The sequence below is a fragment of the Leisingera sp. ABM4_101 genome, from assembly GCF_056158725.1.
In genome coordinates, this window is the sequence record NZ_JBSWTV010000003.1 from 118,547 (window position 1) to 145,340 (window position 26,794).

At 61.8% G+C, this 26,794-nt stretch carries 23 protein-coding genes; 11 read left to right on the forward strand and 12 right to left on the reverse strand.

What is annotated here, in order from left to right; translation table 11 throughout:
- The first annotated feature begins 8 nt into the window (after window positions 1–8).
- Genes ACXAEK_RS22415 through ACXAEK_RS22455 form a run of 9 tightly spaced genes read left to right on the forward strand, consistent with a single transcriptional unit; the run spans window position 9 to window position 12,311 of the window.
- Window positions 9–2,111 (forward strand): type VI secretion system Vgr family protein, encoded by a 2,103-nt coding sequence (locus ACXAEK_RS22415; RefSeq protein ID WP_475045502.1) that lies wholly within the window; start codon window positions 9–11, stop codon window positions 2,109–2,111.
- Between the two features lie 10 nt (window positions 2,112–2,121).
- Window positions 2,122–2,730 carry a DUF6931 family protein gene (locus ACXAEK_RS22420; RefSeq protein ID WP_475045503.1) on the forward strand — a complete coding sequence of 203 codons (609 nt, stop codon included), beginning with the start codon at window positions 2,122–2,124 and terminating at the stop codon, window positions 2,728–2,730.
- A gap of 18 nt (window positions 2,731–2,748) precedes the next feature.
- Complete coding sequence (locus ACXAEK_RS22425) at window positions 2,749–3,051, forward strand: PAAR domain-containing protein (RefSeq protein ID WP_475045505.1); 303 nt, start codon at window positions 2,749–2,751, stop codon at window positions 3,049–3,051.
- A 7-nt stretch (window positions 3,052–3,058) separates the two neighbouring features.
- Complete coding sequence (gene tagH, locus ACXAEK_RS22430; RefSeq protein WP_475045506.1) at window positions 3,059–4,525, forward strand: type VI secretion system-associated FHA domain protein TagH; 1,467 nt, start codon at window positions 3,059–3,061, stop codon at window positions 4,523–4,525.
- A gap of 47 nt (window positions 4,526–4,572) precedes the next feature.
- Window positions 4,573–5,913, forward strand: coding sequence for a type VI secretion system baseplate subunit TssK (gene tssK / locus ACXAEK_RS22435; RefSeq protein ID WP_475045508.1), 1,341 nt, complete (start codon window positions 4,573–4,575; stop codon window positions 5,911–5,913).
- 14 nt (window positions 5,914–5,927) lie between these two features.
- Complete coding sequence (gene icmH, locus ACXAEK_RS22440; RefSeq protein ID WP_475045510.1) at window positions 5,928–7,355, forward strand: type IVB secretion system protein IcmH/DotU; 1,428 nt, start codon at window positions 5,928–5,930, stop codon at window positions 7,353–7,355.
- Window positions 7,352–10,924, forward strand: a complete 3,573-nt coding sequence (gene tssM / locus ACXAEK_RS22445) for a type VI secretion system membrane subunit TssM (protein ID WP_475045511.1) — start codon at window positions 7,352–7,354, stop codon at window positions 10,922–10,924. The genes icmH and tssM overlap by 4 nt, the downstream gene beginning before the upstream one ends.
- On the forward strand, window positions 10,924–11,589 hold the full coding sequence (tagF, locus tag ACXAEK_RS22450) for a type VI secretion system-associated protein TagF (protein WP_475045512.1): 666 nt from the start codon (window positions 10,924–10,926) through the stop codon (window positions 11,587–11,589). The genes tssM and tagF overlap by 1 nt, the downstream gene beginning before the upstream one ends.
- Window positions 11,589–12,311: a PP2C family protein-serine/threonine phosphatase gene (locus tag ACXAEK_RS22455; protein ID WP_475045559.1), complete on the forward strand. Its 723-nt coding sequence runs from the start codon at window positions 11,589–11,591 to the stop codon at window positions 12,309–12,311. Before tagF ends, ACXAEK_RS22455 begins: the two co-directional genes overlap by 1 nt.
- 46 nt (window positions 12,312–12,357) lie before the next feature.
- Here ACXAEK_RS22455 and ACXAEK_RS22460 read toward each other — a convergent pair whose 3' ends face one another.
- Window positions 12,358–14,523 carry a serine/threonine protein kinase gene (locus ACXAEK_RS22460; RefSeq protein ID WP_475045514.1) on the reverse strand — a complete coding sequence of 722 codons (2,166 nt, stop codon included), beginning with the start codon at window positions 14,521–14,523 and terminating at the stop codon, window positions 12,358–12,360.
- A gap of 44 nt (window positions 14,524–14,567) precedes the next feature.
- Window positions 14,568–15,143 carry an OmpA family protein gene (locus tag ACXAEK_RS22465; protein WP_475045515.1) on the reverse strand — a complete coding sequence of 192 codons (576 nt, stop codon included), beginning with the start codon at window positions 15,141–15,143 and terminating at the stop codon, window positions 14,568–14,570.
- A gap of 182 nt (window positions 15,144–15,325) precedes the next feature.
- Here ACXAEK_RS22465 and ACXAEK_RS22470 point away from each other — a divergent pair, with 182 nt between their 5' ends.
- A complete protein-coding gene (locus tag ACXAEK_RS22470; protein WP_475045517.1) occupies window positions 15,326–16,168 on the forward strand; it encodes a M15 family metallopeptidase in 843 nt (280 codons plus the stop codon).
- Between the two features lie 22 nt (window positions 16,169–16,190).
- On the opposite strand, the gene ACXAEK_RS22475 is transcribed toward ACXAEK_RS22470, so the two are convergent.
- From ACXAEK_RS22475 to ACXAEK_RS22520, 10 genes are all read right to left on the reverse strand, one after another.
- On the reverse strand, window positions 16,191–16,652 hold the full coding sequence (locus ACXAEK_RS22475; RefSeq protein ID WP_475045519.1) for a hypothetical protein: 462 nt from the start codon (window positions 16,650–16,652) through the stop codon (window positions 16,191–16,193).
- A complete protein-coding gene (locus ACXAEK_RS22480; protein WP_475045521.1) occupies window positions 16,649–17,248 on the reverse strand; it encodes a hypothetical protein in 600 nt (199 codons plus the stop codon). The genes ACXAEK_RS22475 and ACXAEK_RS22480 overlap by 4 nt, the downstream gene beginning before the upstream one ends.
- Before the next feature lie 97 nt (window positions 17,249–17,345).
- Window positions 17,346–18,845, reverse strand: a complete 1,500-nt coding sequence (locus tag ACXAEK_RS22485; RefSeq protein WP_475045522.1) for a caspase family protein — start codon at window positions 18,843–18,845, stop codon at window positions 17,346–17,348.
- Between the two features lie 119 nt (window positions 18,846–18,964).
- Window positions 18,965–19,291 carry a hypothetical protein gene (locus ACXAEK_RS22490; RefSeq protein WP_475045524.1) on the reverse strand — a complete coding sequence of 109 codons (327 nt, stop codon included), beginning with the start codon at window positions 19,289–19,291 and terminating at the stop codon, window positions 18,965–18,967.
- A gap of 2 nt (window positions 19,292–19,293) precedes the next feature.
- Window positions 19,294–19,680 (reverse strand): response regulator, encoded by a 387-nt coding sequence (locus ACXAEK_RS22495; protein ID WP_475045525.1) that lies wholly within the window; start codon window positions 19,678–19,680, stop codon window positions 19,294–19,296.
- A gap of 33 nt (window positions 19,681–19,713) precedes the next feature.
- Window positions 19,714–20,577, reverse strand: a complete 864-nt coding sequence (locus ACXAEK_RS22500) for a CheR family methyltransferase (protein ID WP_475045526.1) — start codon at window positions 20,575–20,577, stop codon at window positions 19,714–19,716.
- Complete coding sequence (locus tag ACXAEK_RS22505) at window positions 20,574–21,056, reverse strand: chemotaxis protein CheW (protein ID WP_475045528.1); 483 nt, start codon at window positions 21,054–21,056, stop codon at window positions 20,574–20,576. Before ACXAEK_RS22505 ends, ACXAEK_RS22500 begins: the two co-directional genes overlap by 4 nt.
- On the reverse strand, window positions 21,046–23,208 hold the full coding sequence (locus ACXAEK_RS22510) for a chemotaxis protein CheA (RefSeq protein WP_475045529.1): 2,163 nt from the start codon (window positions 23,206–23,208) through the stop codon (window positions 21,046–21,048). The genes ACXAEK_RS22505 and ACXAEK_RS22510 overlap by 11 nt, the downstream gene beginning before the upstream one ends.
- Before the next feature lies 1 nt (window position 23,209).
- Window positions 23,210–23,584 carry a response regulator gene (locus ACXAEK_RS22515; protein ID WP_366663558.1) on the reverse strand — a complete coding sequence of 125 codons (375 nt, stop codon included), beginning with the start codon at window positions 23,582–23,584 and terminating at the stop codon, window positions 23,210–23,212.
- Window positions 23,581–23,868, reverse strand: coding sequence for an STAS domain-containing protein (locus ACXAEK_RS22520; protein ID WP_475045530.1), 288 nt, complete (start codon window positions 23,866–23,868; stop codon window positions 23,581–23,583). The genes ACXAEK_RS22515 and ACXAEK_RS22520 overlap by 4 nt, the downstream gene beginning before the upstream one ends.
- A gap of 424 nt (window positions 23,869–24,292) precedes the next feature.
- Here ACXAEK_RS22520 and ACXAEK_RS22525 point away from each other — a divergent pair, with 424 nt between their 5' ends.
- The gene (locus ACXAEK_RS22525; protein ID WP_475045532.1) at window positions 24,293–26,659 is read left to right on the forward strand and encodes a methyl-accepting chemotaxis protein; all 2,367 of its coding nucleotides are present in this window, start codon (window positions 24,293–24,295) and stop codon (window positions 26,657–26,659) included.
- Window positions 26,660–26,794 lie beyond the last annotated feature (135 nt).

Below are 26,794 nucleotides of genomic sequence, written 5' to 3' on the forward strand. Positions count from 1 at the left end.
GAGGAGACATGGTTGTAAGCAAGGGCCATGAAAACGACCTCGCCTGGATGTCGGGGGGCTATGACACCGAAGGCCTGATGATGAGCCGGGCAATCGTGCGCGAGGGGTTGAGCAAGCTCACCGAGACCACGATCGAATTCGCGGCGACCAAGAAACAGCCCAAGCTGGAGGATCTGGTCGGCAAGCAGATGAACGTGCATGTGATGCGCCAGCAGACGGAGCATCAGTTCAATGGCAAGTGCGTTTCGGTCGAATATCTGGGGTTCCGCAACGGCTATGAGATGTATGTGGCCGAGGTGCGTCCCTGGTTCTGGATGCTGACCCGCACCGCGGATCTGCGGGTGTTCCAGGAAAAGACCACGGTGGAGATCATCAAGCAGTTGTTCAATGAATACGGTTTCAGTGATTTCACTGACAAGCTGAGCGAGAGCTATGAGAAGCGGGAATATTGCTTGCAGTACCGCGAGAGCGATTACGATTTTCTGTGCCGGCTGATGGAGGAGGAAGGGATTTATTTCTACTTCGACAGTTCCAGCAGCCCGGAGAAGCTGGTGCTGTGCGACGGTGTCAGCGGCCACACCCCGATTGCGGGCGGTGCGGATATCGAGTTTCACGCCCGTGATGACAGCGACCGGCGGCGCGAGGAGCATATCTCTGAGTGGGCCAAGGATGAGCGGATCACCAGGGGCAAGGTCACACTGAACGATTTTGATTTCCTGACACCAACAGGTGATCTTAAGGCGGCATCATCCATCCAGAAGGGCAAGCACAGCTACAAGGATTATGAAGTCTACGATTACCAGGGGCACTACCGGAAAAACTCCGGCTTGGGCGACAAGCTGGCGCGGGTGCGGATGGAAGCAGAGGCGATCAAGCACATCCGCTGGCGCGGTGCCTCCAGCGTGCCGACGCTGGTCACGGGCTGCACCTTCACTATGAAGGAGCACCCGGTGAAAGAGAACAACAAGGAATACTTGGTGATTGATGCGGAGCATCACATCAAGGTGGCTTGGGATTACGGTGAACGGGAAAGCCAGAGCCAGAAGAAAACTGCGGACAAAGGGGCCATGCGCCGCGATGTGAAGGCGAAGAACATGGAGGTGCCGGAGGAGATGGAGCATGACGTCTATGCCTCGACCTTTGGCGCAATTCTGAAATCCGATCAATTCCGGGCGCCGCTGGTAACACCCTGGCCAGAAGTGCAGGGATTGCAGACAGCCACCGTGGTCGGGCCTAGCGGTGAGGAAATTCACACCGATGTGCATGGCCGCATTAAGATCCAGTTCCATTGGGACCGCGAGGGCAAGAAGAACGAGACCTCGTCCTGCTTTGTACGGGTGGTGACGCCCTGGTCTGGCAAGAACTGGGGCATGGTGGCCGTTCCCCGTATCGGTCAAGAGGCAGTGATCCAGTTCGAGGATGGAAACCCGGATCGGCCGATCTGCACCGGGATGCTGTACAATGCGGAAACCATGCCGCCCTATACCTACCCGGACGATCAGACCCAGCTGGGTATCAAGACAAATTCCTCCAAGGGCGGCGGGGGCTACAACGAGCTGATGTTCGACGACAAGAAAGACAGCGAACTGATGCGGGTGCAGGCCGAGAAGGATCATCAGATGCTGGTCAAGGACCGGTCCACGGTGACCGTCGGCATGGATGCGCCGGATCCTGAGGTCACCTCGGCGGATGAAAAGAGCTATGTGTTGACGGTGCAGCAGCACATGACGGAAACCGTGCATCAGGGCGACCGCACCGAAGTCGTGGAGACAGGCGACAAGTCGGAGAACATCCAGACCGGCAACATGACCCTGGACGTCGACACTGGAAACCTGACCGAAACCATTGCCAAGGGAAACCATTCGGAAACGGTGTCTTTGGGCAATCTCACCGTGGATGTGACCGCGGGCAAGATTGCGATGAGCGCGGGCCAGGAGATCAAGCTGACCGTGGGCGCCTCCTCGGTCAAGATCGACAACTCGGGTGTCACCATCAAGGGGCCGATGATCAAGATCGAAGGCTCCGGCATGGTTGAGGCCAAGGCGCCGATGACCACCGTCAAGGGCGATGCGATGCTGACCCTGAAGGGCGGCCTCACGATGATCAACTAGGCGGGTGCAGATGTCGGCAAGATTTGAAAAGCTGGTGAAAATGCCCGCCGACCCGGTGGCCAAGCTGCTGTCGCGGGCAAATGTCATCCTGAAAACCCCGCTGGAGGCGCCGCCAACGGCGCAGGCAGGGGTTGTGCTTGAAGAGCTGGAGCGCAAGGGTGCCTTAGTTGATCTGTTGCGCACGCTGGCGGTGCTGCTGCCCCCGCGCGAGCGGGTCTGGTGGGCCTGCTTGGCGGCGCGCGACTACATCGGGCCGCGGTCGGACAAGGATCCGGCCTCGCTGACTGCGTCGGAGGCCTGGGTGTTTGAGCCCAGCGAGGAAAACCGCGACAAGGCGCGGATCACCCTGGATCATGCCTATGTGGATGACGACACGGTGAACTGTGCGCTGGCGGTGCTGTATGCGGCCGGAACCCTGGGACCCGGAGAATTAAATCAATATCCTGCTCCGGCAGGGGCCTCTGAGGCGGCCGCCTTTGCCATGAATATGGTGGCCTTGGGTCAATTGTCTGATAAGTTTGAAGAACACGGCGGCGTGCTGATCGAGCGCGCGCTGGATATTGCGCGCGGCGGCAAAGGGCAAGTGATCGAAGTGCCCCAGCACGCGGCGCAGGACTGACTAGGGAGGATGTGATAGATGGGAATGCCACAGGCCCGGATGACGGATCTGCATGCCTGCATGCTGCCCTCCACCCCGCCACCGCCGGTTTTGCCAGTGCCGACGCCGATCCTGCCGCCCTGTGCGGTAACTGTGCTGGTAGGAAAGCTGCCGGCCGCGCGGCTGAGCGATATGTGCACTGCCGCGCCCGCACCGCATCCGATCATCAAGGGGTCGGCGACGGTGCTGATCAACAGCCTGCCAGCTGCGCGCGTGCTCGACAATACGGCTTGCGGCGGGATGGTTGTCAAAGGGGAATTCACTGTGCTGGTAGGAGGGTAAGCCCAGCATGGCAGTGACACTGAAATTCCAGAGCTCGGGTGCAATGCCCGGTGATGCGGCCCCTGTTCCGATGCGGGGGCCGAGCCTCACGGTGGGGCGCGGTGCCAGCTGCGACCTGGTGCTGCCGGATCCGGACCAGATGCTGTCGCGCAACCACTGTGTGATCGAGGATCACAACGGCAATGTGGTGGTGGTTGATCTCAGCTCCAATGGCACGTTTCTGAACTATTCCAAGATCCCGCTGGGCCGTACCCCGACGCCGCTGAACAACGGCGATGTGCTGTGTGTCGGCAATTATGAGCTGGTGGTGGAAATCCGCGAAGACCTGGCGGACGTGGGCGGCATGATTGCGGCGCCTGCGGCACAAGGCCCTGCATCGCACGGGAATGCCGCCAATGCGCCGGATCCGCTGCAACTGCTGGAGGATGCCGGGCCGGGCGGCGATTTCCTGGATGATCTGCTGGGCGAGGGGCCGAAGGGGCCTGCGCAATTCAATCCTGTGGACCCGATCGACGAGCTGCTGCCACCCTTGGGCGAGGAGGAGGATCCGTTCTTTCAGAAAGCCAGCGACGGGCGCGAGGGTGAAGGGGCAAGCCTGCCCAATCACAACCCGACCGCTTCGGACGGGTTTGCGGCACCTGCGGCGCAGTCCAGCCTGATCCCGGATGATTGGGATGACGACTTCCTGTCTGGCATCGGCGAGCCGGAGGTTCCCGCGCCCCAGCCGGACCCGCAGCCAGTTACCCCGCCGCGTGAGGTGCCGCAGCCGCCAACAGAAGTGCCGCCTGCTGCTCCGCCGCAAGAGGCACCGCCTGTGCCGCCGCAGGAGATCCCGCCGCAACATGAGGCTGCAGAGAGGACCGTTGCTCCGGCCGCGGCACCCTCTGCCGAGGCGCAGGAGGCTGTGGCCGCATTCCTCAATGGGGCGGGGGCTGACGTCAGCATAGATCCCTCGGAGCACGCCAGCACCATGGCGCGGATGGGCCGGGTGATGAAAACACTGGTCACGGGCTTGCGCGAAATCCTGATGACCCGAACCTCGATCAAGTCCGAGTTCCGCATTGAGCAGACAATGATTTCTACCGGTGGAAACAACCCGCTGAAATTCTCGATCACGCCGGAGCAGGCCCTCGAGGCAATGGTGCGCCCGGCGACCAAGGGCTACCTTTCGCCCGAAACCGCTGCCGAGGAGGCGCTGCGGGACATCAAGGCGCATGAGGTGGCGATGGTCACCGGCATGGAGGCGGCGTTGAAAGGCGTGCTGAAGCGGCTCGACCCCAAGGCGCTGGAAAGCCAGATTGAGACCAAGGGCGGTTTCACCGGCCTCCTGCGCGGTAAGAAGGCGCAGTACTGGGACGTTTATGAGCAGCTTTATGCGGAGATTTCCGACCAGGCTGAGAATGATTTTCACGACCTGTTCAGCCGCGAATTCGCGCGGGCCTACAAGGACCAGCTGGACAGGTTGAAGGAATGACCGGCACCGCGCCCAGTGCGCGTGCCCGTAATTGAGAGGAGATCCCGGTGTCCTGGGACAGCAAGGTACTTTGGACGGAGGGGCTGTTTCTGCAGCCGCACCATTTCCAGCAGTCCGACCGTTACAACGAGGCGCTGGTGTCCGGGCTGGCGCGGCGGCTCAGTCCCTATGCCTGGGGCGTGAACGGGCTGGAAATCGACCACGAGGCACTGAAGATCGGCCAGTTCGCGGTTAAGTCCTGCGAGGGGCTGAGCCACGACGGCACCGTGTTCCGGGTGCCGATGGCGGACCCGCATCCGCCGGCGATGGAAGTGCCGACGACCGTCAAGGATTGCATTGTCTACCTGACCGTGCCGCAGCGCCGGCAGGGGGCGACCGAGGTGGATCTGAGCGGCGCTGAGCGTTCGGCCAGCCGCCTGCGCCCGGATAAGGTGGAAGTGACCGATGTGACCTCGACCGAGCGCAAGCCGGTGGAGCTGGACGTGGGCAAGATGCGCCTGCAGTTCGCGCTGGAGGTGGATGATCTGGCCGACCTGCTGGCGATCCCGGTGGCGCGCATCATCGAAGTGCGCCCTGACAAGGAGATCGTGCTGGACCAGGCCTTTATCCCGTCCTGCCTGGATGTGCGGGCCGCGCCTGCGCTTAGCGGCTTCCTGCGCGAGCTGGAAGGGCTTCTTGCGCACCGGATGGAGGCGCTGGCGGGCCGCCTGGCGGAGGCGGGCGGCGCCCGCGGGGTGGCCGATGTGTCGGACTTCATGCTGCTGGCGGTGGTGAACCGGATGCTGCCGCAGGTGCGCCACCTGCGCAACATCGAGAACCTTCACCCGGAACGGCTGTTCACCGCCTGCGCCGGCATGGCGGGTGAGCTGTCGGTGTTCATGTCGACGGAAAAGCAGGCGCCGGAATTTCCGCCCTATACCCACGATAATCTGGTCGAGTGCTTCGCACCGGTGATCCGGGTGCTGCGCCAGTACCTGAGCTCTGTGCTGGAGCAAACAGCGATCCCGATCAAGCTGGAAGCGCGCAAATACGGCATCTCGGTGGGCGTCATCGCCGACCGCAAGCTGCTGGGCAACGCAGGGTTCGTGCTGGCTGTCAGTGCCGATATCCCGGCCGAGGACGTGCGCAAGCACTTCTCCGGCCAGGCCAAGATCGGCCCTGTGGAGGAGATCCGCCAGCTGGTGAACTCGGCCCTGCCGGGGATCACCCTGCGTCCCCTGCCGGTGGCTCCGCGGCAGATCCCCTATCATTCCGGCGTGGTCTATTTCGAGATGGATGCGGACAGCCCCTATTGGCGCAAGATGACCACCTCGGGCGGTATCGCGGTGCATGTGTCGGGACAGTATCCGGGGCTCAAGATGGAGCTTTGGGCGATCCGTAATGCATAAGGGAAGGCGCTGAAATGGCTGACTATGACGATCCCTTTGCCGAACCGGGGGATACCGACAAGACGGTGATCAAGCCGAACCCGGGCGGACGGCGTACCGCCGCGCCAATGCAGCAGCCGGAGGTGCCGCAGCAGACCCAGCCGGTTCAGGAACAGCCCGCGGAGCCGGATTTGGATGCTTATGGCGTGCCGCAGGCGGCAGCACCGAAACCGCAGGCCACAGCGGGTGGTGCCAAAGCGCCGAAGATGGCGCTGACGGGGATGAACCAGCTGACGGCCTGCGCCTCAACTCTGTTTGCGCTGATTTCCCGCATCCGCAACCGGGCCCAGCACATGGACCCGGACGGGCTGCGCAAGAATGTGGTTGCCGAGGTGCGCGCGTTTGAAAACCGTGCCTTGCAAGCGGGGATTGCCGCGCAGACGGTGAAAATTGCGCGCTATGCGCTGTGCGCGACGCTGGACGATGTGGTGCTGAACACGCCTTGGGGCGGCCAATCCGCCTGGGGACTGCAGTCGATGGTGGCGACCTTCCACCGCGAGGTGGTGGGCGGCGACCGGTTTTATGACCTGCTGGCACGGCTGGAGAAGGAACCTGGCAACAATATCGACATGCTCGAGTTCCTGTACATGTGCCTGTCGCTGGGGTTCGAGGGCCGTCTGCGTGTGGAGCAGGGCGGTTCCGAGAAGCACTTGCAGATCCGCGGCGCACTGGCCCGGATCATCCGCAACCAGCGAGGCCCCGTCGAGCGCGATCTGTCGCCGCATTGGGAAGGACTGGTTAAGCCCTTCAAGGCGCTGTCGGTCTGGCGGCTGGTGTGGATCACCATGGCCGCGACCTGTGCCATTCTGGCGCTGCAGTTTCTGGGCCTTAGCTGGATGCTGTCGAATCAGACCGAAAATGTGGTCGGGCAGCTGACGATCGTGGATTCCGGCCCCAAGGCAGAGCTGGAACGGCGCGCGCCGCCGCCGCCACCGCCACCGCTGGCGCCGACCACCGAGGAACAGGTCGCTAAGGTTTCAGGTTTCCTGGAGCCGGAGATCAAGGAAGGCATCGTGCAGGTCTTCCAGAAGGGCAACACGCTCATCATCCGGCTGACCGGATCCGGCATGTTCGGCTCTGGCTCGGATCAGCTGAGCAAGGCGTTCCGCAACCCGGTGAACCGGGTGGCCGAGGCGCTGAATGATGAAAAGGGCAAGATCATCGTGGCAGGGCATTCCGACAACGTGCCGATCCGCTCGTCGCGTTTCCCGTCCAATATGGCGCTGTCGCTGGCGCGGGCAAAATCGGTGATGGCAGGCATGGCCAAGGTCATGACCGATCCGGACCGGCTGTCTGCGGAGGGCCGCGCCGATAAGGAACCGATTGCAGACAACAGCACCCGAGCAGGGCGCGCCAAAAACCGCAGGATTGAAATCCTTCTGGTTCAGGAGGTTGAAGGATGATCCGCCGTTATATCTTTCCCCTGTTCCGGTCGATCTACACCGTTCTGCTGATCCTGGCCGCGGTTCTGGCGGCCTGCGTGTGGTATTTTGCACCCTTCATCGGCGGCGATGACTGGCGGCCGTTTGATGGCGTGATGGCGCGGTTGATCACTATCGGAGTGATCTTCCTTCTCTATTTCCTCACCATCGGTATTATTTTCTGGCGCCGCCGCCGCAAGGACAAGGAGATGACCGAGGAGATGGCGGAGGCCGTCGACACTTCGGAAGATGATGTGCTGTCCGAGGAAATCGGCGAGCTGCGCGGCAAGTTCAAGGATGCCATGAAAGAGCTGCGCAAGTCCAAGGGCGGGCGGCGGCACCTGAACGATCTGCCGTGGTACATCATGATCGGCCCGCCGGGTGCCGGTAAGACCACGGCGATTGTGAACTCAGGCCTGCAATTCCCGTTGGCCGAGAAGATGGGCAAGGCGGCGATTGGCGGCGTTGGCGGCACTCGCAACTGCGACTGGTGGTTCACCAATGAGGCGGTGCTGATCGACACCGCCGGGCGCTATACCACACAGGAAAGCGACGCAGAGGCTGATAACGCCGCCTGGCTGGGCTTTCTGGGGTTGCTCAAGAAGTACCGCAAGCGGCAGCCCATCAACGGCGCGATCATTGCTATTTCGCTGTCGGACCTGTCCTTGCAGGATGAGATCACCCAGAAAAGCCACGCCGCCGCCGTGCGCCGCCGTCTGGCGGAGCTGCGCGAGAAGCTGGGTGTGCGTTTCCCGGTCTATGTGCTGTTCACCAAGGCCGACCTGATTGCAGGCTTCCAGGAGTTCCACGACAGCCTTGGCAAGGAAGACCGCGAACAGGTCTGGGGATTCACTCTGCCGCTGCCCAAGGGCAAGAAGGAACAGCCGCCGATTGCCGGGTTCGACGAGGAATTCGGGCTGCTGCTGGGGCAGATCAATGCCCAGCTGCTGGAGAAGATGCAGACTGAGACCGACCATCAGCGCCGGGCGCTGATTGCCGGGTTCCCGGCGCAGGTGGCCTCGATGCGGGGCGTGGCGCGCGAGTTCCTGATGGAGGTGTTCCAGGACAACCGCTATGAGCAGCGCCAGATGCTGCGCGGGGCCTATTTCACCTCCGGCACCCAGGAAGGCACCCCGATTGACCGGCTGATGCTGGGCATGGCGCAGACCTTTGGCATCGGACGGCAGGCAATCGGCTCGGGGCAGGGGACAGGGCGCAGTTTCTTCCTGACCCGCCTGTTCGAGAGCGTGATGTTTCCTGAGGCTGGGCTGGTCTCGGCTGACGACAAGGTCGAGCGCCGCTACCGCTGGACCCGCCGGATTGCGATTGCAGCTACCGTGCTGGTGGCATTTGCGACGGGGGGGCTGTGGGTCAATTCATACCTCGAGAACGCGGAATTGATCGAGGAAGCGGAAGAGCAGGTCGAAGCCTTCCAGGCGGCGGCAGCCACGCTGCCGCCCAGCCCGGTTGGGGACACGGACCTGGTGCCGGTCGCCGCCGCTTTGAACAATCTGCGCGACCTGCCGGGCAATCCCGTGCTTTCTGATCCAGAGCCAGAGCGCGAGATGACCTATGGCCTGTATCAGGGCGAAGTGATCGGTACACAGGCGGCGCAGACCTACCGTGGGGCGCTGAACCGGCGTTTGCTGCCGCGTCTGCTGGTGCGGCTGGAGCAGCAGATCGAGGGGAATATGAACAACCCCGATACGCTGTATGAGGCGCTGAAAATTTACCTGATGCTGGGTCTTCAGGGGCCGATGAACCCTGATCTGGTTAAGGAATGGATGCGGCTGGATTGGGAAAACCTTGCCTATCCCGGCATCGCCCGCAGCCAGCTGCGCGCCGACCTGATGGACCACCTGACTGCACTGTTGTCGCAGCCGATGGAGGAGATTGCGCTGAACGGTCCGCTGATCGAGCAGGCGCAGAACATCCTGTCGGAAATGCCGCTGGCGCAGCGTGTGTATAACGGCATCCTGAACTCGCAGCAGGCAACGGCGCTCCCAAAATGGCGGATCACCGATGTTGGCGGGCCGTCGGTCAAGCGGGTGCTGGTCAGGAGTTCCGGCAAACCTTTGAACGACGGGATCGAGGGTATCTATACCTATGATGGGTTCCACAACGTGTTCCTGCCAGAGGCGGTCAGCGTTGCCGAGCGGGTTCACCGCGAGGCCTGGGTGCTGGGTGAGCAGAATGAGGCGGCGCAGAACGAGGCAGTACTGCTGAAGCTTAGCCGCGATGTGTTGGACCTCTACTACAACGACTATATCAGTCGCTATGACCAGATCCTGGGCGATATCGACATCGTGCCGCTGGAATCCTTGTCGCATGCGGTGGAAGTTACCAACGTTCTGTCCGGGCCGACGTCGCCCATCGTCAATATTCTGACCGAAGTCAGCAACGAGACCCGGCTGAACGAGGACAAATCTGTTCTGGATGCGGGCACGCTTGCCGCAGGCGCCCAGAACGTGGCCGCGATTGAGGCGCGTTCGAACCTGTCGATCCAAGGGCAGATCCTGCTGGAGGCGCTGGTCGGCTCTGCCGAAAATGCGCCCGGCCAGGCGGCCAAGCCGCCGGGGGCCTATGTGCAGGAGCGGTTCCAGTGGCTGTATGATCTTGTCAACCGGCCCGAAGGGCAGCCGTCGCAGCTGGACGACCTGATGGGGCAGCTTCAATTGGTCTATCAGGAGCTGAACAAGATGTCCTTCTCCGGTGTTGCATCCGGCGGCCAGAGCGGTCAGGCGCTGCTGCAGTTCCAGCAGACCGCCAGCCGGATGGGCGGGCCGCTGCCCCGCTGGGCCACGCAGATTTCGGCGGGTTCGTCCGGGATTACATCGGAGGGAACCCGGGCTTCGATCAACGCGCGCTGGCAATCTGCGGTGCTGCCGTTCTGCGAGAAGGCGCTGGCCAACCGCTATCCGTTCAACCGCTCGGCACGTGCCGATGTGGCGATGGCGGACTTTGCCAAGCTGTTCTCCCCAAGCGGGATGATCGATAGCTTCTTCAACGAACATCTGCTGAAATATGTCGACACCCGCAGCCGCCCCTGGACCTGGAAGCGGGTGAATGACGTGGATTTGGGCATCAGCCCGGCGGTACTGCAGCAGATGCAATATGCGTCCGAGATCAAGGAGGCGTTTTTTGCCGGCGGGACGCAGCCGGCTGTGAACTTCCAGATCACCGTCAACGCCCTGGACCCCAAGGCCAAGGAGGTACTGCTGGAAATCGACGGCACCAAGGTCGCCTACAATCACCGCTCTGGTGCGCCGACGCCTGTGGCGGTGACCTGGCCGGGTTCGGTTGGGCTGGCGCGGCTGACGCTGCTCCCGCAGAAGCGTGATGCTGAGAACGTGCTGTCGCGGGACGGGCCGTGGGCCTGGTTCCGGCTGCTGGACGCGGCGGAGGTGCGGCGCACCAACGTCTCCGACCGGCGGCGGGTGAATTTCCGCGTCGGCGGGCGGCTGGCGCTGTTTGAGCTGCAGTCCGGGTCTGTCATCAATCCCTTCGCCCTGCCGGCGATGGCGAAATTCAGCTGCCCGAAGTCGATGTGATGGCGGGGTTTGGCGCATTCGGCAAGATGCCTTCAACCGGGGATTTCTTCCGGCTGAACACGCCGGGCGGCTTCGTGCGGGTGTGGGATGCATGGCTGCAGCAGATTTTGCTGGATGGCAGGACGGTCTATGGATCCGGCTTTGATGTGCACTACATGTCCGCGCCGATCTGGCGTTTTACATTACCTGCGGGGCTCACGGGGCGCGCGGCGGTGTGGGGTGTTATGATGCCATCGGTTGACAGGGTGGGGCGGCGGTTTCCGCTGAGCCTGATGGCACCGGTGCCAGCGTCCGGCGGAGAGGGGTTTGGTCACCTGGTGTGCAGCGCTCTGTTTGAGCAGCTGGAGGAGTTGGCACTGGATGCATTGGAGGACAGCATGACCAAGGACAGGCTTGCAGACCGGCTTGCATCTGTGCCGGAACCCGTGGACGAACAGCCTGAGGCAACGGAGGTGATAAAGGCCGGGCCGCAAGGTCTGGAGAGGCTGGCGGCCGCAGATCCGGACGGGCGGTTTAATCCGCGCCTTGCCGGGTGCAGCATCTGGACCGCGGTTCTGGATGGGGAGCCGCGCACGCTGGCTTGCAAGGGCTTGCCGGGAGGGGCTGCGGCACTGGGTTTGTTCGATCCGGGTGCGCCGGTCTGGACCGGTGCTGAGGCGGCATGATGAACCAGCTGCGCAAATACCGCTATATCGCCAAGACCCATGTGGGACTCAAGCGCAAGGTAAACGAGGATGCGGTGCTGGCGCTGCCGGAGCACGATATCTGGCTGGTTGCTGACGGAATGGGCGGCCATGATGCCGGGGATTATGCCAGCCGGCTGATTGCCGACGCGGTTGCAATGATCCCGGAAGGTCTGGACCCTGCGGCCCGGATGCATGCGCTGCGCGATGCCATCCAGAACGCGCATAAGGTTATCCGGGCCGAGGCCGAAGCCCGCGGCGGTGGCACCATCGGGTCAACTGTTGCGGCGCTGATTATGGCGAACCAGCATTTTGTCGGCCTATGGGCCGGGGACAGCCGGATTTACCGGCAGCGGGATGGCCATATCGAGATGCTGACAGAGGACCATTCAGCGGTGGCGGAATATGTTCTGGCCGGCAAGATGACCTGGGATGAGGCGGAGCAGCACCCGCATTCCAACGCCATTACCCGCGCAGTCGGAGTTGGAGAGGAGCTGGAGATTGACAAGATCCGAGGCAACACTGAAACTGGCGACCGGTTTCTGATCTGCTCTGACGGGCTGACCAAATATGCCACCTTCCAGATCCTGGAAGACGTGCTGGGCAATGCGCCGCTGGAAACGGTGGGGGATCAGCTGATCCAGATCGCCCTGACAGGTGGCGGGGCGGACAATATCACCGTGATCGTGGTGGACGTGCTGTAGCTTACCCGTTTCCCAGCCGGAATTTTTTAAATTTCCGGTGCCCCTATCAGGGTTTGGCCGTGACCAGGATACGGCTGTCAAGCGAGCGGATGCGGCTGGAATCCGCATCATAGCTGGCTTTCAGTGCTTCGGCGAACCCCACCGCGCTTTCAGAGGTTGGGCGCATTCCGTCAAACAGCGGTTCGGCGGAATGCAGCACCAGCACCTTGCTTTTGCCGAGCGTGCTGTCGTCGACCTTGAAGGCGATACCGCCATTTGATGCGGATTCCTCCAGGCTGTAGGCGACGCGCACCGGAATATCGCCGGTTTCGCCGCCGCGTAAACTGGAGATGGCGTTGTCCTCTCGCGAGATGTTGGGCAGCAAGTGGAATACATTGCCCGAAACATCAAGGATCGAGACCGTCAGATAGCCGTCTGTCACATCATTCGGCAACACCACATCGATCACCGGGTTTTCACCGACGAAGAACCGGCCGGAAGGGTTCGGCTCCACCGTGTCGCCGCCAACTGCAAACTCCACTTCAGCACCGCCTGATGGCGCCTTGGGCAGGTGCTGCTCTACGACGCACAGCGCATCATTCAGAACCTCGACGTCCAGAACCACTTGCCGTTCATGAGCCAGCGCGCGCAACGCATCAAACAGCTCCAGCCGGGTGGCGGTGCTGGCAACCCGGCCGCTGATCAGGATCGGGTCGGCGGGGCCATAGCCTTCGAAGTGGCCGTTGCCCTGGCGCACCAGCGGTCCGCAGTCGGAAAAGCTGTCCATGATCGCCTTGACCTCAGCCACGGGCAGCATCGGCAGTTCAAACCGGATTTCGGCCTTGCCTTCCAGGGCGCCGGGCAATCCGTTGCGGAACAGCTCGTTGAGCATCTCCGCGACATTGGTGTCATCCGTGGTGCCTGTCAGCCGGGCCTTGTTGTTGCTGACGACCAGCCGCCATTCGCGCAGCCCCTCGAGCGGCCTCAAGGTATCCAGCACATCGGCGCCCCAGGTGTCGGCAATCGTCCCGGATGCCAGGGTGAGATCTGCATCCTGAGACACTGACAGCAGCGCATCCCGCACCGCCTCGGACGGCACGTTGCCGACGATTTCCACGGGTCCGCCGGCAGGTTTTTCGGCTATCAGGGAATAGGGGCGCGCCTCCGGGTAGCTGGGCCCAAGGAAACTGTCGAGGAAGCCCCCGAAATAGGCGCCGGTCCCGCCGCCCAACAGCAGGAGCACCGCCAAAGCCGCCCAGAGTCCGCCGCCGCGTTTCGCTGCTTTCTCCGTGTCTGGTTTGGAGGAGGGCGGCGGCGGAGCAGGTTTGCTGGTCTGCGGCACGATGATGGTGGCGTCTTCGTTCGGCGCCTCCAGCAGATCCGCCAGGCTGCCGCCATCAGCCCCGCTGCCGGGAGTGTCGAGAAACGCCAAAACCTCGCCTGCGGTTTGGAACCGGTCGGCCGGGTCCGGCGCGCACATGCGTTCGATCAGGGTTTTCAGCGGCTCTGGAACGCCGCTGGTGTCAACTGGTTTTTTCTTGTTTTCAACCACTTCCATCGGGTTGGCACCCAGCTTGGGAGCAGCGCCGCGGAAGTTTGCCAGCAGCAGCGCCCCCAACGAATAAATGTCCGAGCGGGCATCGGTGTCGCCGCTCATCTGCTCTGGCGCGGCATAGGAGTATTTGCCCGCAAATTCATTCCCGACAATGGTCTGGGCGCCCGGATTGGTGTCCTTGGCGATGCCGAAATCGATAATCACCGCCTCTGCCGGGTCGCCGCCCCGCAGGATGATATTGTCGGGGCTGAGGTCGCGGTGGACAATATTGCGGGCATGGGCCGCCTGCAGACCCTGGGCCACCCTTCGGCAGATCACCAGCAAGTCATCGGCTGCCATCGGGCCCTGTTTCAGGCGCTTATCGAGGCCGGGGCCGTCGACGTAATCCATCAGTAGATAGATATGGCCATCCGGCGTGCGGTGGTTTTCAGAATAGCGCACCACGGCGGCATGGCGGATTTCGCGAATGTTTTCCTCGCGCGCCATCAGGACGGTAAAGTCCTCGTTGGCGGCGAGTTCCTGCTTCAGCACCTTCAGGGCCACCAGGTTGCCGGAAATCTCCGAGCGCGCCTTGTACACATCCGACGTGCCGCCGCGGCCCAGCAGGCATTCGATCCTGTAGGTATTGTTGAGCAGGTCACCCGGCTGGAACAAGTCGCCAGGGCGCGATTTAAGCATGGAAGTCTCCCTGGCCCTTGATCCGGCGCGGGTCCGGGCTGTACTTAGCCCAGAGCCTGAAATTCAACGCGGCGGTTTTCATCTGCGCGCGTGTTGTCCTGATTGAACGGCGCGGTTTCCCCCATGCCGATCGCCTTGAGCATGTCCTCCGGCACGCCGCAGGAACTGATCAGATGGCGGCGCACTTCCTGCGCCCGCAGTAGTGACAGGCGTTCGTTGTAAGCTGCAGAACCGGAGCTGTCGGTGTGGCCGATGATCTGGAACACGGTGCCGTTCAGCGCCTTCATCGAAGCGCACATATTGGCCAGTTTTGGCTCCTGGTCCGCCCGCAGCGCGGCGCTGTCGAAATCAAAGGAGATCTGGACGTTGATTTGGGTCTGGCGGTCGACTGGGTTGTATTCTTCGGCTGCCGCGGCCACGGTCGCCGTCTCTTCGGTGCTGTCATCCGAGGCGCCGGCACTGCTGGGCACGATGACCAGGCCGCGGGTTTTTTGTTTCTTGAAGGCTTCAGTGATTTCTTCGACAGATAATTCACCGCTGTTTGATTGCGCCTGCGCCACTGGTGCCAAAATCAAACCTGCACCCAGAACACTTGCAAAAATTTCATTGAGGCGGATCATGCCCGGCGCCCCCTCTTACCGTTGCAACATAACAAACAGTTTATACCAGCGCCCGCAGCCTGCCAATGGCGGGCGCAGGCCGGCGCCGGAAAAAAACACGGTGTTTCCGGCAAGTTGTAATCAGGGGGTTTACTGGCAGGCGGCGAAAGACTGAAATAGGCGCAATTAGTCCAGGAGGAAAAATGCGGGTTTTGCCAGCTGTCATAATTGCAATTGGCCTGGTGCTGGCCCCTGTGGTCTGGTTCGGGCTCAGCTGGCTGCTGAGCGAAGAGGACTATCAGGGGGCTGGCGGCGTGGATTCTACGGCCCGGATTGATATTGAAATGCTGCGCCAGCAGGTCGAAGATTTGCAGGCACGGCTGACAGAGCTGCAAAACGAGGTTGCCAGCCTGCCCGCGGGAGGGGCAGGCGCCGGAGGCCCTTTCACCGATGACGCGGCCGGCGAGGCCGCGATCTGGAACCAAACTGGCGGGGCTGATCTGGACTATGCCCAAGTAGTGCTGATCGCCGACCGGCTGAATGTGAACCGTGGCCTGAGGGTGACCGGGGGCGCTTATCTCACTGAAAAGCTGGGCCGGCCGCGGGAGGACTTGAACGACACTTGCCAGCCGATGACCAATCCGGAGTTGAAGGAAAAGCTCGTAACCGAACAGGTCGGGCCGATCCGTGTCAGTATGCTGCGTCCGGCGATCGATAGCCTGAAGGTGGTGTTTGAGAATATCCGCCAGGCCGATCCTGATCTCTATGCCCGTATCAACACTGCAGGGGCCCTGTGTGTGCGCAGGATCCGGGGGACCGCCAATTCACTGTCGACACACAGCTATGGTCTGGCGGTGGATCTAAATATCGACGGCAAGCTGGACAATTTCACCGATGGCAAGACCCAGCTGGGCCTCACGATCATGGCGGATTTCTTTTATGATCAGGGATGGGTCTGGGGGGCCGGGTTCCGGCGCGAAGACAGCATGCATTTCGAGATCAGCCGCCGCCAGCTGGATCAATGGATCGCTGACGGCCTGCTGTAGCGTGGTGTCAATTCCTGTGGAATCAAACAGAGCGTAGAAGAACTTTGCTTGAATCCAGTGCTGATGCGATCCTGCGGTAGCGTGCAATGGACCGGGTCGGAGAGGTTTCTGCGGAACGCAGCAGTTTGGTCTGGGTTTCCTCCAGCACTGCCAGCGCCTGCACCGCGGCCCCGGCTTGCTTCTCTGGCGCCACCGCGATTAGCGGGCGATGTGTTCTCTGAGAGCTGGACTGGGTGCGGGCGGTGACCCTGGGCTGTGTCATATCGCGGTTCTCGACCGCGATCCGGCGCAGGTCCTGAGCCGTTTCGCGCAGAATACTGCGGACTTCCCTGTGGCCCGGCAGGCGAGCCAGGTCTTTTTCCAGTGCTTCAAACCTCTCGGCCAGGCAATCAATCAGATACTGCGGCGGAACACTGCCGCAAAGCAATTGGATATTGGAAACGCGTTCATCGACGCTGTCTGCTGAGTGGATCCGTTTGGTCAAAGGCCGGCTGCGCCCATTGAAGCCAAAGCTGCGGTCGCCGTCACTGCCGCCGCCACGCGAGCTGACGTCTCCGGCTCCGCCACCATCACTGCTTCCGCCTCCATCGCCGCCACCGTCGCCGCCGCCTCCATCGCCGCCATCGCCGTCGCCATCGCCGCCGCCGCCATCGCCGCCACCGTCGCCATCGCCATCGCCGCCGCCGCCATCGCCGCCACCGTCGCCGCCACCGTCGCCGCCGCCATCGCCGCCACCGTCGCCATCGCCATCGCCGCCGCCGCCATCGCCGCCACCGTCGCCGCCACCGTCGCCGCCGCCATCGCCGCCGCCTCCATCGCCGCCATCGCCGCCACCGTCGCCATCGCCATCGCCGCCGCCGCCATCGCCGCCATCGCCGCCACCGTCGCCGCCATCGCCGCCACCGTCGCCGCCACCGTCGCCGCCGCCTCCATCGCCGCCATCGCCGTCGCCATCGCCGCCGCCGCCATCGCCGTCGCCATCGCCGCCACCGTCACCGCCGCCATCGCCGCCGCCTCCATCGCCGCCACCGTCGCCGCCGCCATCGCCGCCGCCGCCACCGCCGTAGCCGCCGCAGCCACAGCCGCCAGCTTGGCTCTCAGTGGGAGAATTTAGGAAACAAGTGATCAGGATCAGGAACAGGACACGATGTAACAACATCCGCTTGAATTAGAGCGGTCAGCCTTCCAGTCCATAGGCTTGCCGGATTCCCCGCTGGGTGCCCGGCCCGAAATCCCCATCAATGGCGCCTGCATAGAAATTGTTTTCCTTCAGTTTCTTCTGCAACGCACGCCGGGTTTCGGAGGTGAACATATTCGGCCGATCACTGAGAAGCTTAAGTACATCTGAACTGCCTGTCCGCAATGCGGCATACAGATAATGGGCTGAATCTTCTGGACCTTTCGACGGAATTAGCCCGTCATCAATCAAAGCGGCAAAATTGAACTGAGCCTGCGGGTGGCGTAGGTCGGCCGCCCGTTCGAAGAACGCGAGTGCTTTCTTTGGATTGGCCGGCAGGCCCAGCCCGCCCTGATAGTGAAGGAAGCCAAGATCATTGATCGCATCGGCAAAGTCCTGGGCGGCCGCGGCCTGATACAGGTCAAGCGCCTTTGCTTGATCAACATCAACACCGGTGCCGCGCTCGTATAGTTTGGCAAGCTCAAACTGCGCTTCAGGAGAGCCGGCGTCTGCGGCGCGCTGCAGGAAATCGACCGCGGCGGCGGGATCAAACCGGCCTTCGTTCGGATTCAACCGAATGTAGGCCAGGCCAAGCATCGACCGGGTGTCGCCGAGCTCTGCCAGTGCCAGCAGCTGTTCCTCTTGGTCCGGTTTCAAAGCGGCCCAGGCTGCGGATGCGTCAGCCGCACTGACAGGGGTATCATTGTCCCCGGGACCGGCAAGGTAGAACGGCACGCCGGTAAGCGACCCATAGGTATGTGGCTCCTGCAGATTTGCGGTGTTTTGCATCACATTGTCGCGCACCTGGCGGAACATCAGGCTGATTTCAAGCCCGGGCTGAACCATTTTATCCATCAGCGCCATAGCATAGGGAGAGTTGCTGCCGGACCCGTCCAAAGCCACCTGGCCGTCTTTGGCCGCAAAGGCGACCAGGGTGCCGCGGTCGGGGTCTGCGGGAGCCATGCCGCCGCCGCCGCGGGTTGTCTCAGAAGATGCCGCCGCTTGGCCGCCCTCCTGCTCCAGAGCAATGGAATCGCCCAGCGGATTGTCGCGGCAGCTATCCAGAATGACAATACGCATCTTGCGGGCCCGGTCCACCGCCGCCAGCAGCTGTTTCAGAGACAGCGACTGGCGCTGCACATCCCTGTTGCTGGCCACCTGGGCATCAGCCGGGATCAGGAAATTCTCGCCCTGCACTTCGATCCCATGGCCGGCAAAATAAACAAGCGCCAAGTCCGCGACCTCGGAACGGAACGTGAAATCATCCAGCAACTGCACCATGTCTTCGGTGCCGGGATCCAAGGCGAGGCTGACATCAAAACCGATGCCTTCCAGCGTATCGGCCATTGCAACGGCGTCGTTGCGGGTGTTCTCAAGCGGCGGAAGATACTGATACTCCGCCACGCCGATCACCAGGGCAATCCGGTCGCTTGCTGCCTGCGCCGCCGCCGCGAACAGAAGGAAGGCCGGGAAAATCAGAGACTTGGAAAAGAAAGACATGCGGACACCTTGGCTGGCAGTTTCAGCTAAGGCCCAATGTAGTCCGCGAAAGCTGCAAAGAAAAATGAATTCCGCGACCGGAGCGCGGCCCCGCCTGGATCGGGCGGGGCCGCTGATTTTCAGGAAGCGGCAAGGCTTTTAGCGCCGCGCAGCCTGTCACGCAGCTTCTCCAGTGTGACCCCGGCCGCGGCCGCAGGCAGATCCGCGGGGCCGGCTTCCTCGACTTGCGCCTGCACGCGCCGGTAGAATCCAGAGAGCCCGGCCAGGGTTTGGATCACCAGGTCGAAGTCCTGCAGAGACCGCAGTTCCTGGCTGGTCGGGGCGGTGCCCCGCTCCAATACATCCAGGACAACATCTTCCAGTGCCTGCATCTGGCGCCCCAGCTGCTCCATTTCCCACGCTGATGCAGCGCAGAGTTCGCTGAGAGCTTTGTCGGGATGCTCCATGATTACAGCCGCCCGACGACCTGTTCGATGGCCTGTTTCATCGTCGCCACCGTAAAGGGCTTGCGGACGATGTTGTTCAAACCGATTTGCTTGCCAACCTGGATCATTTCCGGTGTGGGCTTGCCGGTTACCAGAATGAAGCCGACGCGCTGTGTCACCTGGTGGTTGCGCAGCGCCTGCAGCAGGCCCAGGCCATCCATGCCCGGCATATTGTAATCCGACAGCACCAGATGCACCGGGGTCTGGGTCAGTTTCTGGTAGGCGCCCTGGCCGGAATTTTCGACCATGTAGTTCTTGATGCCGATCTCATCCAGGCTTTGTGTGATGATCCCCCTGCTTGTCGACATATCGTCAACAACCATTACGCGGAGAGAGTCTTTCAAGCTCATTTTTCTTTCCTTCTGCTCTGCTTGCAGCCGTGGTCAGGACGTCCTGCCAGCGGGTGAGTTGACATAGGTTGTGATCCCGGCCGTCTTCAGTTTCTGCGCTGCCGGGCCTGACATGCGCTCGGAATGACCGATGAAGAGGTAGCCGCCCGGGTTCAGGGCATTCTGAAAGGCGCTCCACACCTTCTGCTGGGTCGGGTTGTCAAAATAAATTGCCACGTTCCGGCAGAAGATTGCATCGAACTTGCCGCGGAACGGGAAAGGCTCGATGAGGTTGAGAACCCCGAAGGTGATCAGTTTGCGCAGGCTTTCGGGCAGGCGCCCGTCGGGATCGCGCTTGGGCAGCAGCTTGCTGTATTTGGCGTCGATCTGGGCCAGCTCATCCTCGGGGTATTTTGCGGTTTGCGCATGGCGCACCACAACCGGGTCGATGTCGGTGCCCAGGATCTTGAAATCCAGCTTCGCCGCTTCCGGACAGAGATCCAGAACCGTCATGGCAATGGAGTATGGCTCCTGCCCGTTGGAGCAGCCAGCCGACCAGATGCGGACGCGGCCGCCCTTGCGCGCCTGTTCTACCAGCGGCGGCAGAACATCGTTGCGCAGGGTTTCAAAGTGGTGCGGCTCCCGGAAGAAGTGAGTCACATTGGTAGTCAGAAGCGACAGCAGGCCGCTGCGCTCTTCATCCGCATTCGGACCGTCCAGGCTGGCCAGGTAGTCCTTGAAATTGGTAATGTTGCGCTGGCGCAGCTTGCGCGCCAGCCGTGACGACACCAGCGGCTTCTTGCTTTTCGCCATGGCCAGGCCGAAGTTCTTATGCGCGAATTGCGCAATGGCCTCGAATTCCTGATCCGACAGCGAAAAGCTCTCTGTATTCGGAGAGATGGACCCGACTGCGCTCACAGCATCACCTGTTCCGGGGCCGAAATCACTGCATCCAGATTGATGATCCGCACCATGGTATCATCGTGGGAGATGATGCCTTGGATGTACTCCATGGTATTGCGGCTGTCGACGGGCGGGGTTTCCTGGATGTCATCCGGGTTGATCGAGATGATCTCGGATACGGATTCCGCCAGCAGGCCGACCGGTTTGCCGTGCACGGAGACAACAATAACCACATTGCGCTCGCTGGCCTCGGTTTGCTGCAGGCCGAAACGGGCAGAGAGGTCATAGATCGGGATCACCGCGCCGCGCAGGTTCATCACGCCCAGCACATCGGCCGGGGCATGCGGCAGGATCGTCACCGGAGACCAGCGCCGGATTTCCCGGATTTGGGTGATCTTCAGGCAGAAAGCCTGCCCGGCCACGGTGAAGCTGACAAACTCGCTGTGCTCAGCGTGTTTCACTTCCTGATCGGTTTGCTTCACTTCAGCTTGCATTGCTCAATCTCCGCTCGGTGTCAAAGGCGGCTGCCGAAGGCGAGGCCGCAATGATGCTTTCAGGGTCCAGGATCATGGCGATCTTGCCGTCCCCCAGGATGGTTGCTGCGGCGACACCGGGGATATCCCCGCAAACGCCGTCCAGGCTTTTGATCACCACCTGGCGCTGGTCGTGGATGTCATCCACCGCCAGGGCGCAGCGCTGGCCGGTTTCGGTTTCCACGAGCAGGTACACGCCGGCCTGCTGGTCGCTTTCACGGTAGAGGCCAAGGGCGCCGGCAACATCGCAGATCGGCACGAAGTTGCCGCGGATCGACAGCAAGGTGCCATCGGCGCCGAGGCTGTTGATCATGTCGTCGCTGCCGCGCATGGTCTCGACGATCGAGGTGATCGGCACCACCATGGTCTGATCGGCGACCGACACCACCATGCCGTCCATCACCGCCAGCGTCAGCGGCAGGATGATGGTGAAGGTGGAGCCTCTACCCGGCGCGGAGGAGATGTTGATGCGCCCGCCGAGGCCTGTCACCGCATTTTTCACCACATCCATGCCGACCCCGCGGCCGGAGAGATTGGAGATCTCTTTCGCCGTCGAGAAGCCAGGCGCAAACAGCAGGTTGTCGATCTCGCTGTCGGTCAGCTCGGCGTTTTCCGGGATCAGACCCTTCTCAATGGCAATCTGCTTCACGCGCGGGCGGTTCACACCGGCGCCGTCGTCCTTGATCTCGATGCAGACACTGCCGGAGCGATGGGAGGCAGACAGCCGGATTTCACCGACCCTGGACTTCCCGGCGGCTTCCCTGTCGTCGGGTTTTTCCACGCCATGGTCAACCGCGTTGCGCAGGATATGCGTCAGCGGGTCGGACAGCCGTTCGATGACCGTCTTGTCGACCTCGGTGTTTTCGCCTTCGGTGACCAGCTTGCAGGTCTTGTCCGTCGCTGCCGATGCCTCGCGCACGATCCGGGCCATCCGCTGGAACAGCGGTTTCACCGGTTGTGCGCGGATGGCCATGACACCTTCCTGGATGTCACGGGCCAGGTTCTTGAAACCCTCCAGCTCAGTCTCGACGTCGCGGGTATCCGAAACGTTGAGATTGGCGATCTGCTGGGCCAGCATCGAATGGTTGATGATAAGCTCCCCGACAGCGTTGATCAGCCGGTCCACCCGCTCGAGTTCGACGCGGAGCGTCGGCTTGGGACCGCCGCGCTGCTCCTGCTTGCCGCTCTCGGCTTTCGGGGCCGAGGCCTTTTCTTCGGCAGCTGCCGGTTTGGCTTCGGGTTCTGGTGCGGGGGCCGGCGGCTCAAAAGGGACTGCAGCAGAGCCTGTATCCGGCTCGGGCGATGTGTCCCCAGAAGGCGGCGCGAACATGGCGTCAAGCGCAGCCAGAGCGTTTGCTTCCGCTTCCGCGTCCCCGTCTCCTTCGATCGAGAGTTCGCACAGGCCTTCGACAAACTCGAAGACCGCCTCAACGATGGACCGGGATTCCTTGGTCACAAGCACCAGATCCCAGGCCAGGTAGCTTTCGGCCATGTCCATGGCGTCAAAGCCGGGCAGCTCGTTTTCATCAAGCTTCACCGTCAGCTCGCCCATGTCCTTGAGCGCCTGAAACAGGAAGAAAGGCTCGTTTCCGGTGCCGTACATCTCTTTCAGCGGCTGGAACCGGATCCGGTAGGTCTCTTCCTGCGGCTCCGTTGGAGCACCGCCGAGATCGCCAAGGTCCACCATCGGTGCGGCGCCCAGTCCCATCGGCTCGAAGGTGAGGTCTTCCTCCTCTTCGGGAATATACTCATCCAGTGCAGCCAGCAGCGTATCGTGATGTGCCTCGTCGACTTGACCGCCGTCGCGGGCGACTTCGACAAGCGCCGACAGATGGTCGCTGGAACGCAGCAGCAGCTGAATCAGCTTCTCGTCCAGATCCAGCCGGTTGGAGCGCACCTCGTCGAACACGGTTTCGAATCGGTGGGCAAAGGCCACCAGATCATCCAGGCCAAAGGCTCCGGCGCCCCCCTTGATCGAGTGCACGGCGCGGAAAATCGCATTGACCACCTCAGGGTCGTGATCGCCTCCTTCGATGGCGGTCAGACCCTCATCCGTTGCTTCAAGGAGCTCTTCGCACTCCTCAAAGAAGGTATCCTGAATCGACCCCGACATCTTAGGCCGCGGCTCCGGTCACACGCTTGAGCGCGAAGATAAGAGAGGCGTCGTCAAAGGGTTTGGTGATCCAGCCGGTGGCGCCGGCACCGCGGGCGCGGGCCTTCAACTCAGGCGCGCTTTCGGTGGTCAGGACTAGGATCGGCACCTTGGAGTTGATACCGGTGCCGCGCAGTTCCTCGATCACGCCGAAACCGTCGAGGTTGGGCATGTTGATGTCGGTGATCACCACATCGGGATCCACATCGGAGTACATGTCGACACCTTCGCGGCCATCGACGGCGCAGTGGTACTCAAATCCTGCTTCTTCCAGGGTCGCGGCCAGAAGATTCCGGATCGTGCGGGAATCGTCGATTGCCAGAACTTTGGTTTTCATGCTGTTTCCTCGTCTTCAAATCGGTTGGGCTCCAGCCCCAGAAGCGTCAGGGACTTGCGGCAGGATTCGGTAATATTGGTGACTGAGAAGCCTACCCCCTCGGACCGCCACTGCTGCTCTGCGCCGAGCAGGAGCTGCAGGCAGCGCGACGGCATCAGGGCGACACCGCCGCAGTCTATTTCGACCGCTTTGGAGCGAGCCCCTTGCAGAAAGGCAATCAGCGGATCCAGCTCCGCGAAGGCATTCGGCAAATCCAATACGTGCTTTTGCGTTTCCGTTGTCATTTTCGGCGATTCGCACCCCCGTTGTCGGCGATCAGTTCGAGTTCGATGAAGCAATTCATAGGCGGCGTGCCTTAACATTTGATTGCCGCGGCCTGCCTGTTGTGAGGGATTCATAAGGAGGGTGCCTGCACTTCTTCCCGTCAAAGCCTCTCAATTTTTACCGGTAGGCGGGCTGCTCCGGGAATCGCTAAGTCGCGGATTTTCAGCGCTGGTGCGGGGTGCGCCGAAAGCCGCGCACAGCCTGTGCGTGCATCTTTACCCGGTCTTTAGAAAGTGACGCTGGAGCGTGGCGGAAATCAGCATTTTTTTGCGCCTGAGCAAGGTGAGCTGGTCGTCCCGTAAGCCGCAAATTAACATATGCGCTGCATCCTGAGCGGCATTACTCGTGCGGTGGCCTAGACCGCATCACTCTTAGGAGGACGGAATGAAAGCGCTAAAATCGCTCAAGCTGGCACAAAAACTGCCGCTGTTTGTTGTTGGGTTCGGTGTGCTGGTGACGGCGATTCTCGTCACCATCAGCACAATCAGTTTTCAAAACAGCGCTGAACAAAATGCTGAAGACCAATTCCGCTCCATGGTGGCTGACCGGAAGTATTCGGTTCAGACCCTGTTGGACGGAATCCATGCGGATGTGCAGACCCTGGCGGCGGTGCCATCAACCGCTACGGCCATCGAATGGCTGACGATGACCTGGAATGATCTGGACGGCAATCCGGGGCAGATCCTGCGCCAGGCCTATATCGACGATAATCCGAACCCGATCGGGCAGAAGCATCTGCTGGGACGCGGCAAGGGCGATTCGCCCTACCACATGCATCACGAAACCTTCCATCCGGCCTACAAGACTCTGATCGAGAGCAAAGGTTACTATGACGCTTTCCTGATCAATCTGGCTGGCGACATCGTCTATTCGGTGTTCAAGGAAAATGATTTCGGCACCAACATGATGACCGGCCCTTTCAAGGACTCCGGCTTGGCCAAAGTCTACCAGACTGCCTTGGATGGCAGCCGCGGCGATGTGTTCTTTGCTGATATGGAGCCCTATGCACCTTCGGGCGGGGCGGCGGCTGCCTTTGCTGCGGCGCCGGTTGTGAATGACGCCAATCTGACCGTCGGCGTGCTGGCGGTGCAAATCCCGGTGGATCTGCTGGGCGCGATTGTGAACAACGAACAAGGCATGGGCGGCTCCACGCAGGTCTATATTGCAGGCGCTGACATGAAAGCCCGGACCACCTCCCGGTTTGAGGAAGGGTACAAGGTGCTTTCTCAGTTGCCCTCGACACCGCAAGTGGCCGCGGCTTTTGATGGCGAATCCCATGTGCAAAAGGGGGTTCCGGGCCTGAACGGACAGCCTGTACTGGCTTATTCAGAGCCGCTGCCGCTGGAATTCGCCAACTGGGCCATCATTGCGGAACAGGATTGGGCAGAACTGATGGCGCCTGCCGTTAAAAAGCGCAACATGCTGCTGATGGCGTCTCTGATCTGTGCTGCGGGCATGTCGCTCTTCGGCTGGCTGTTTGCACGGTCAATCACCAAGCCGATCAACCGCATCTGCGCCGATATGGAGGCCGTTTCCTCCGGCGATCTGGACACCGACGTGGAGGCTGCAGGCCGGACCGACGAAATCGGCAAGATCGGCAAGACACTTGTGTCCATGCAGGACGATCTGAAAATGGCCCGTGCCGCGGAAGAAGAACGTGCCGAGATGCAGCGCCAGCAGCAGCAGGTGGTCGAAAGCCTGAGTGCCGGCCTGGTTCAGCTGGCGGATGGTGATTTCTCGCAGCCGATTACCAGTGCCTTCCCGGAGGAGTATGAGCAGCTGCGGCAGAACTTTAACAGCACTGTCAGCAACCTCAGCTCTACGGTTCAGCAGGTGATTGAGGCCTCTGGCAGTATCCGCAATGGGGCAGCAGAGATCAGCCAGGCCTCCGATGACCTGTCGCACCGCACCGAAAGCCAGGCGGCCACGCTGGAAGAAACCGCCGCGGCACTGGATGAGCTGACGGCCTCGGTGAAATCTGCCGCCGAGGGCGCGCGCAGCGTCGAAACCACCATGGCCGAGGCCCGCACCGAGGCGGAGAACAACCGCGAAGTGGTGCAGAGCGCGGTCTCTGCCATGACTGAGATCGAGCAGAGCTCGAACCACATCAGCCAGATTATCTCCGTGATCGACGATATCGCCTTCCAAACCAACCTGCTGGCCTTGAATGCGGGTGTCGAGGCGGCGCGGGCAGGCGAGGCCGGCAAGGGCTTTGCCGTTGTTGCCAGCGAAGTGCGCGCGCTGGCGCAGCGCTCGTCAGATGCGGCGATGGAGATTAAGACACTGATCTCTGACAGCTCCAAGCAAGTGGAGCGTGGTGTCGATCTGGTTGGCAAGGCAGGCCAGGCATTGCAGAGCATCGTTGAGCAGGTCACGCATATCTCGCAACTGGTGTCCGGCATCGCAGAAGGCGCGGCCGAACAATCCACGGGCCTTAACGAGATCAACACCGGTGTGACCCAGCTGGATCAGGTGACGCAGCAGAATGCCGCGATGGTGGAGGAAGCCACCGCAGCCGGCCACATGCTGAACACTGATGCGGGCAAGCTGGCCGAACTGGTGGCGCACTTCCGCGTGGCGGGGGGCACCGTTGCGCCCCGTCCTGCAAGGGCTGCAGCTCCTGTGGCCCCGGCGCCGGCTGCGCCATCCGCCCATGGCGATGATGCCTGGGACATTGAGGCGAGCCCGGCACCGTCCTCCGCCGCAGCCGGCAGCGGAAACGCCGCCCGCGATGTGTGGCAGGACTTCTAAGAACTCACCGAAGGCGCCGCGGCCAGTCTGCGGCGCCTTCAGACATGGCAACCTGTGCCTGCAAATTCCTAGGGCACTGCAATTTGACTGGGGAACCCATTGTCTTCGCGAAACTTATTGATCATTACCACTGAC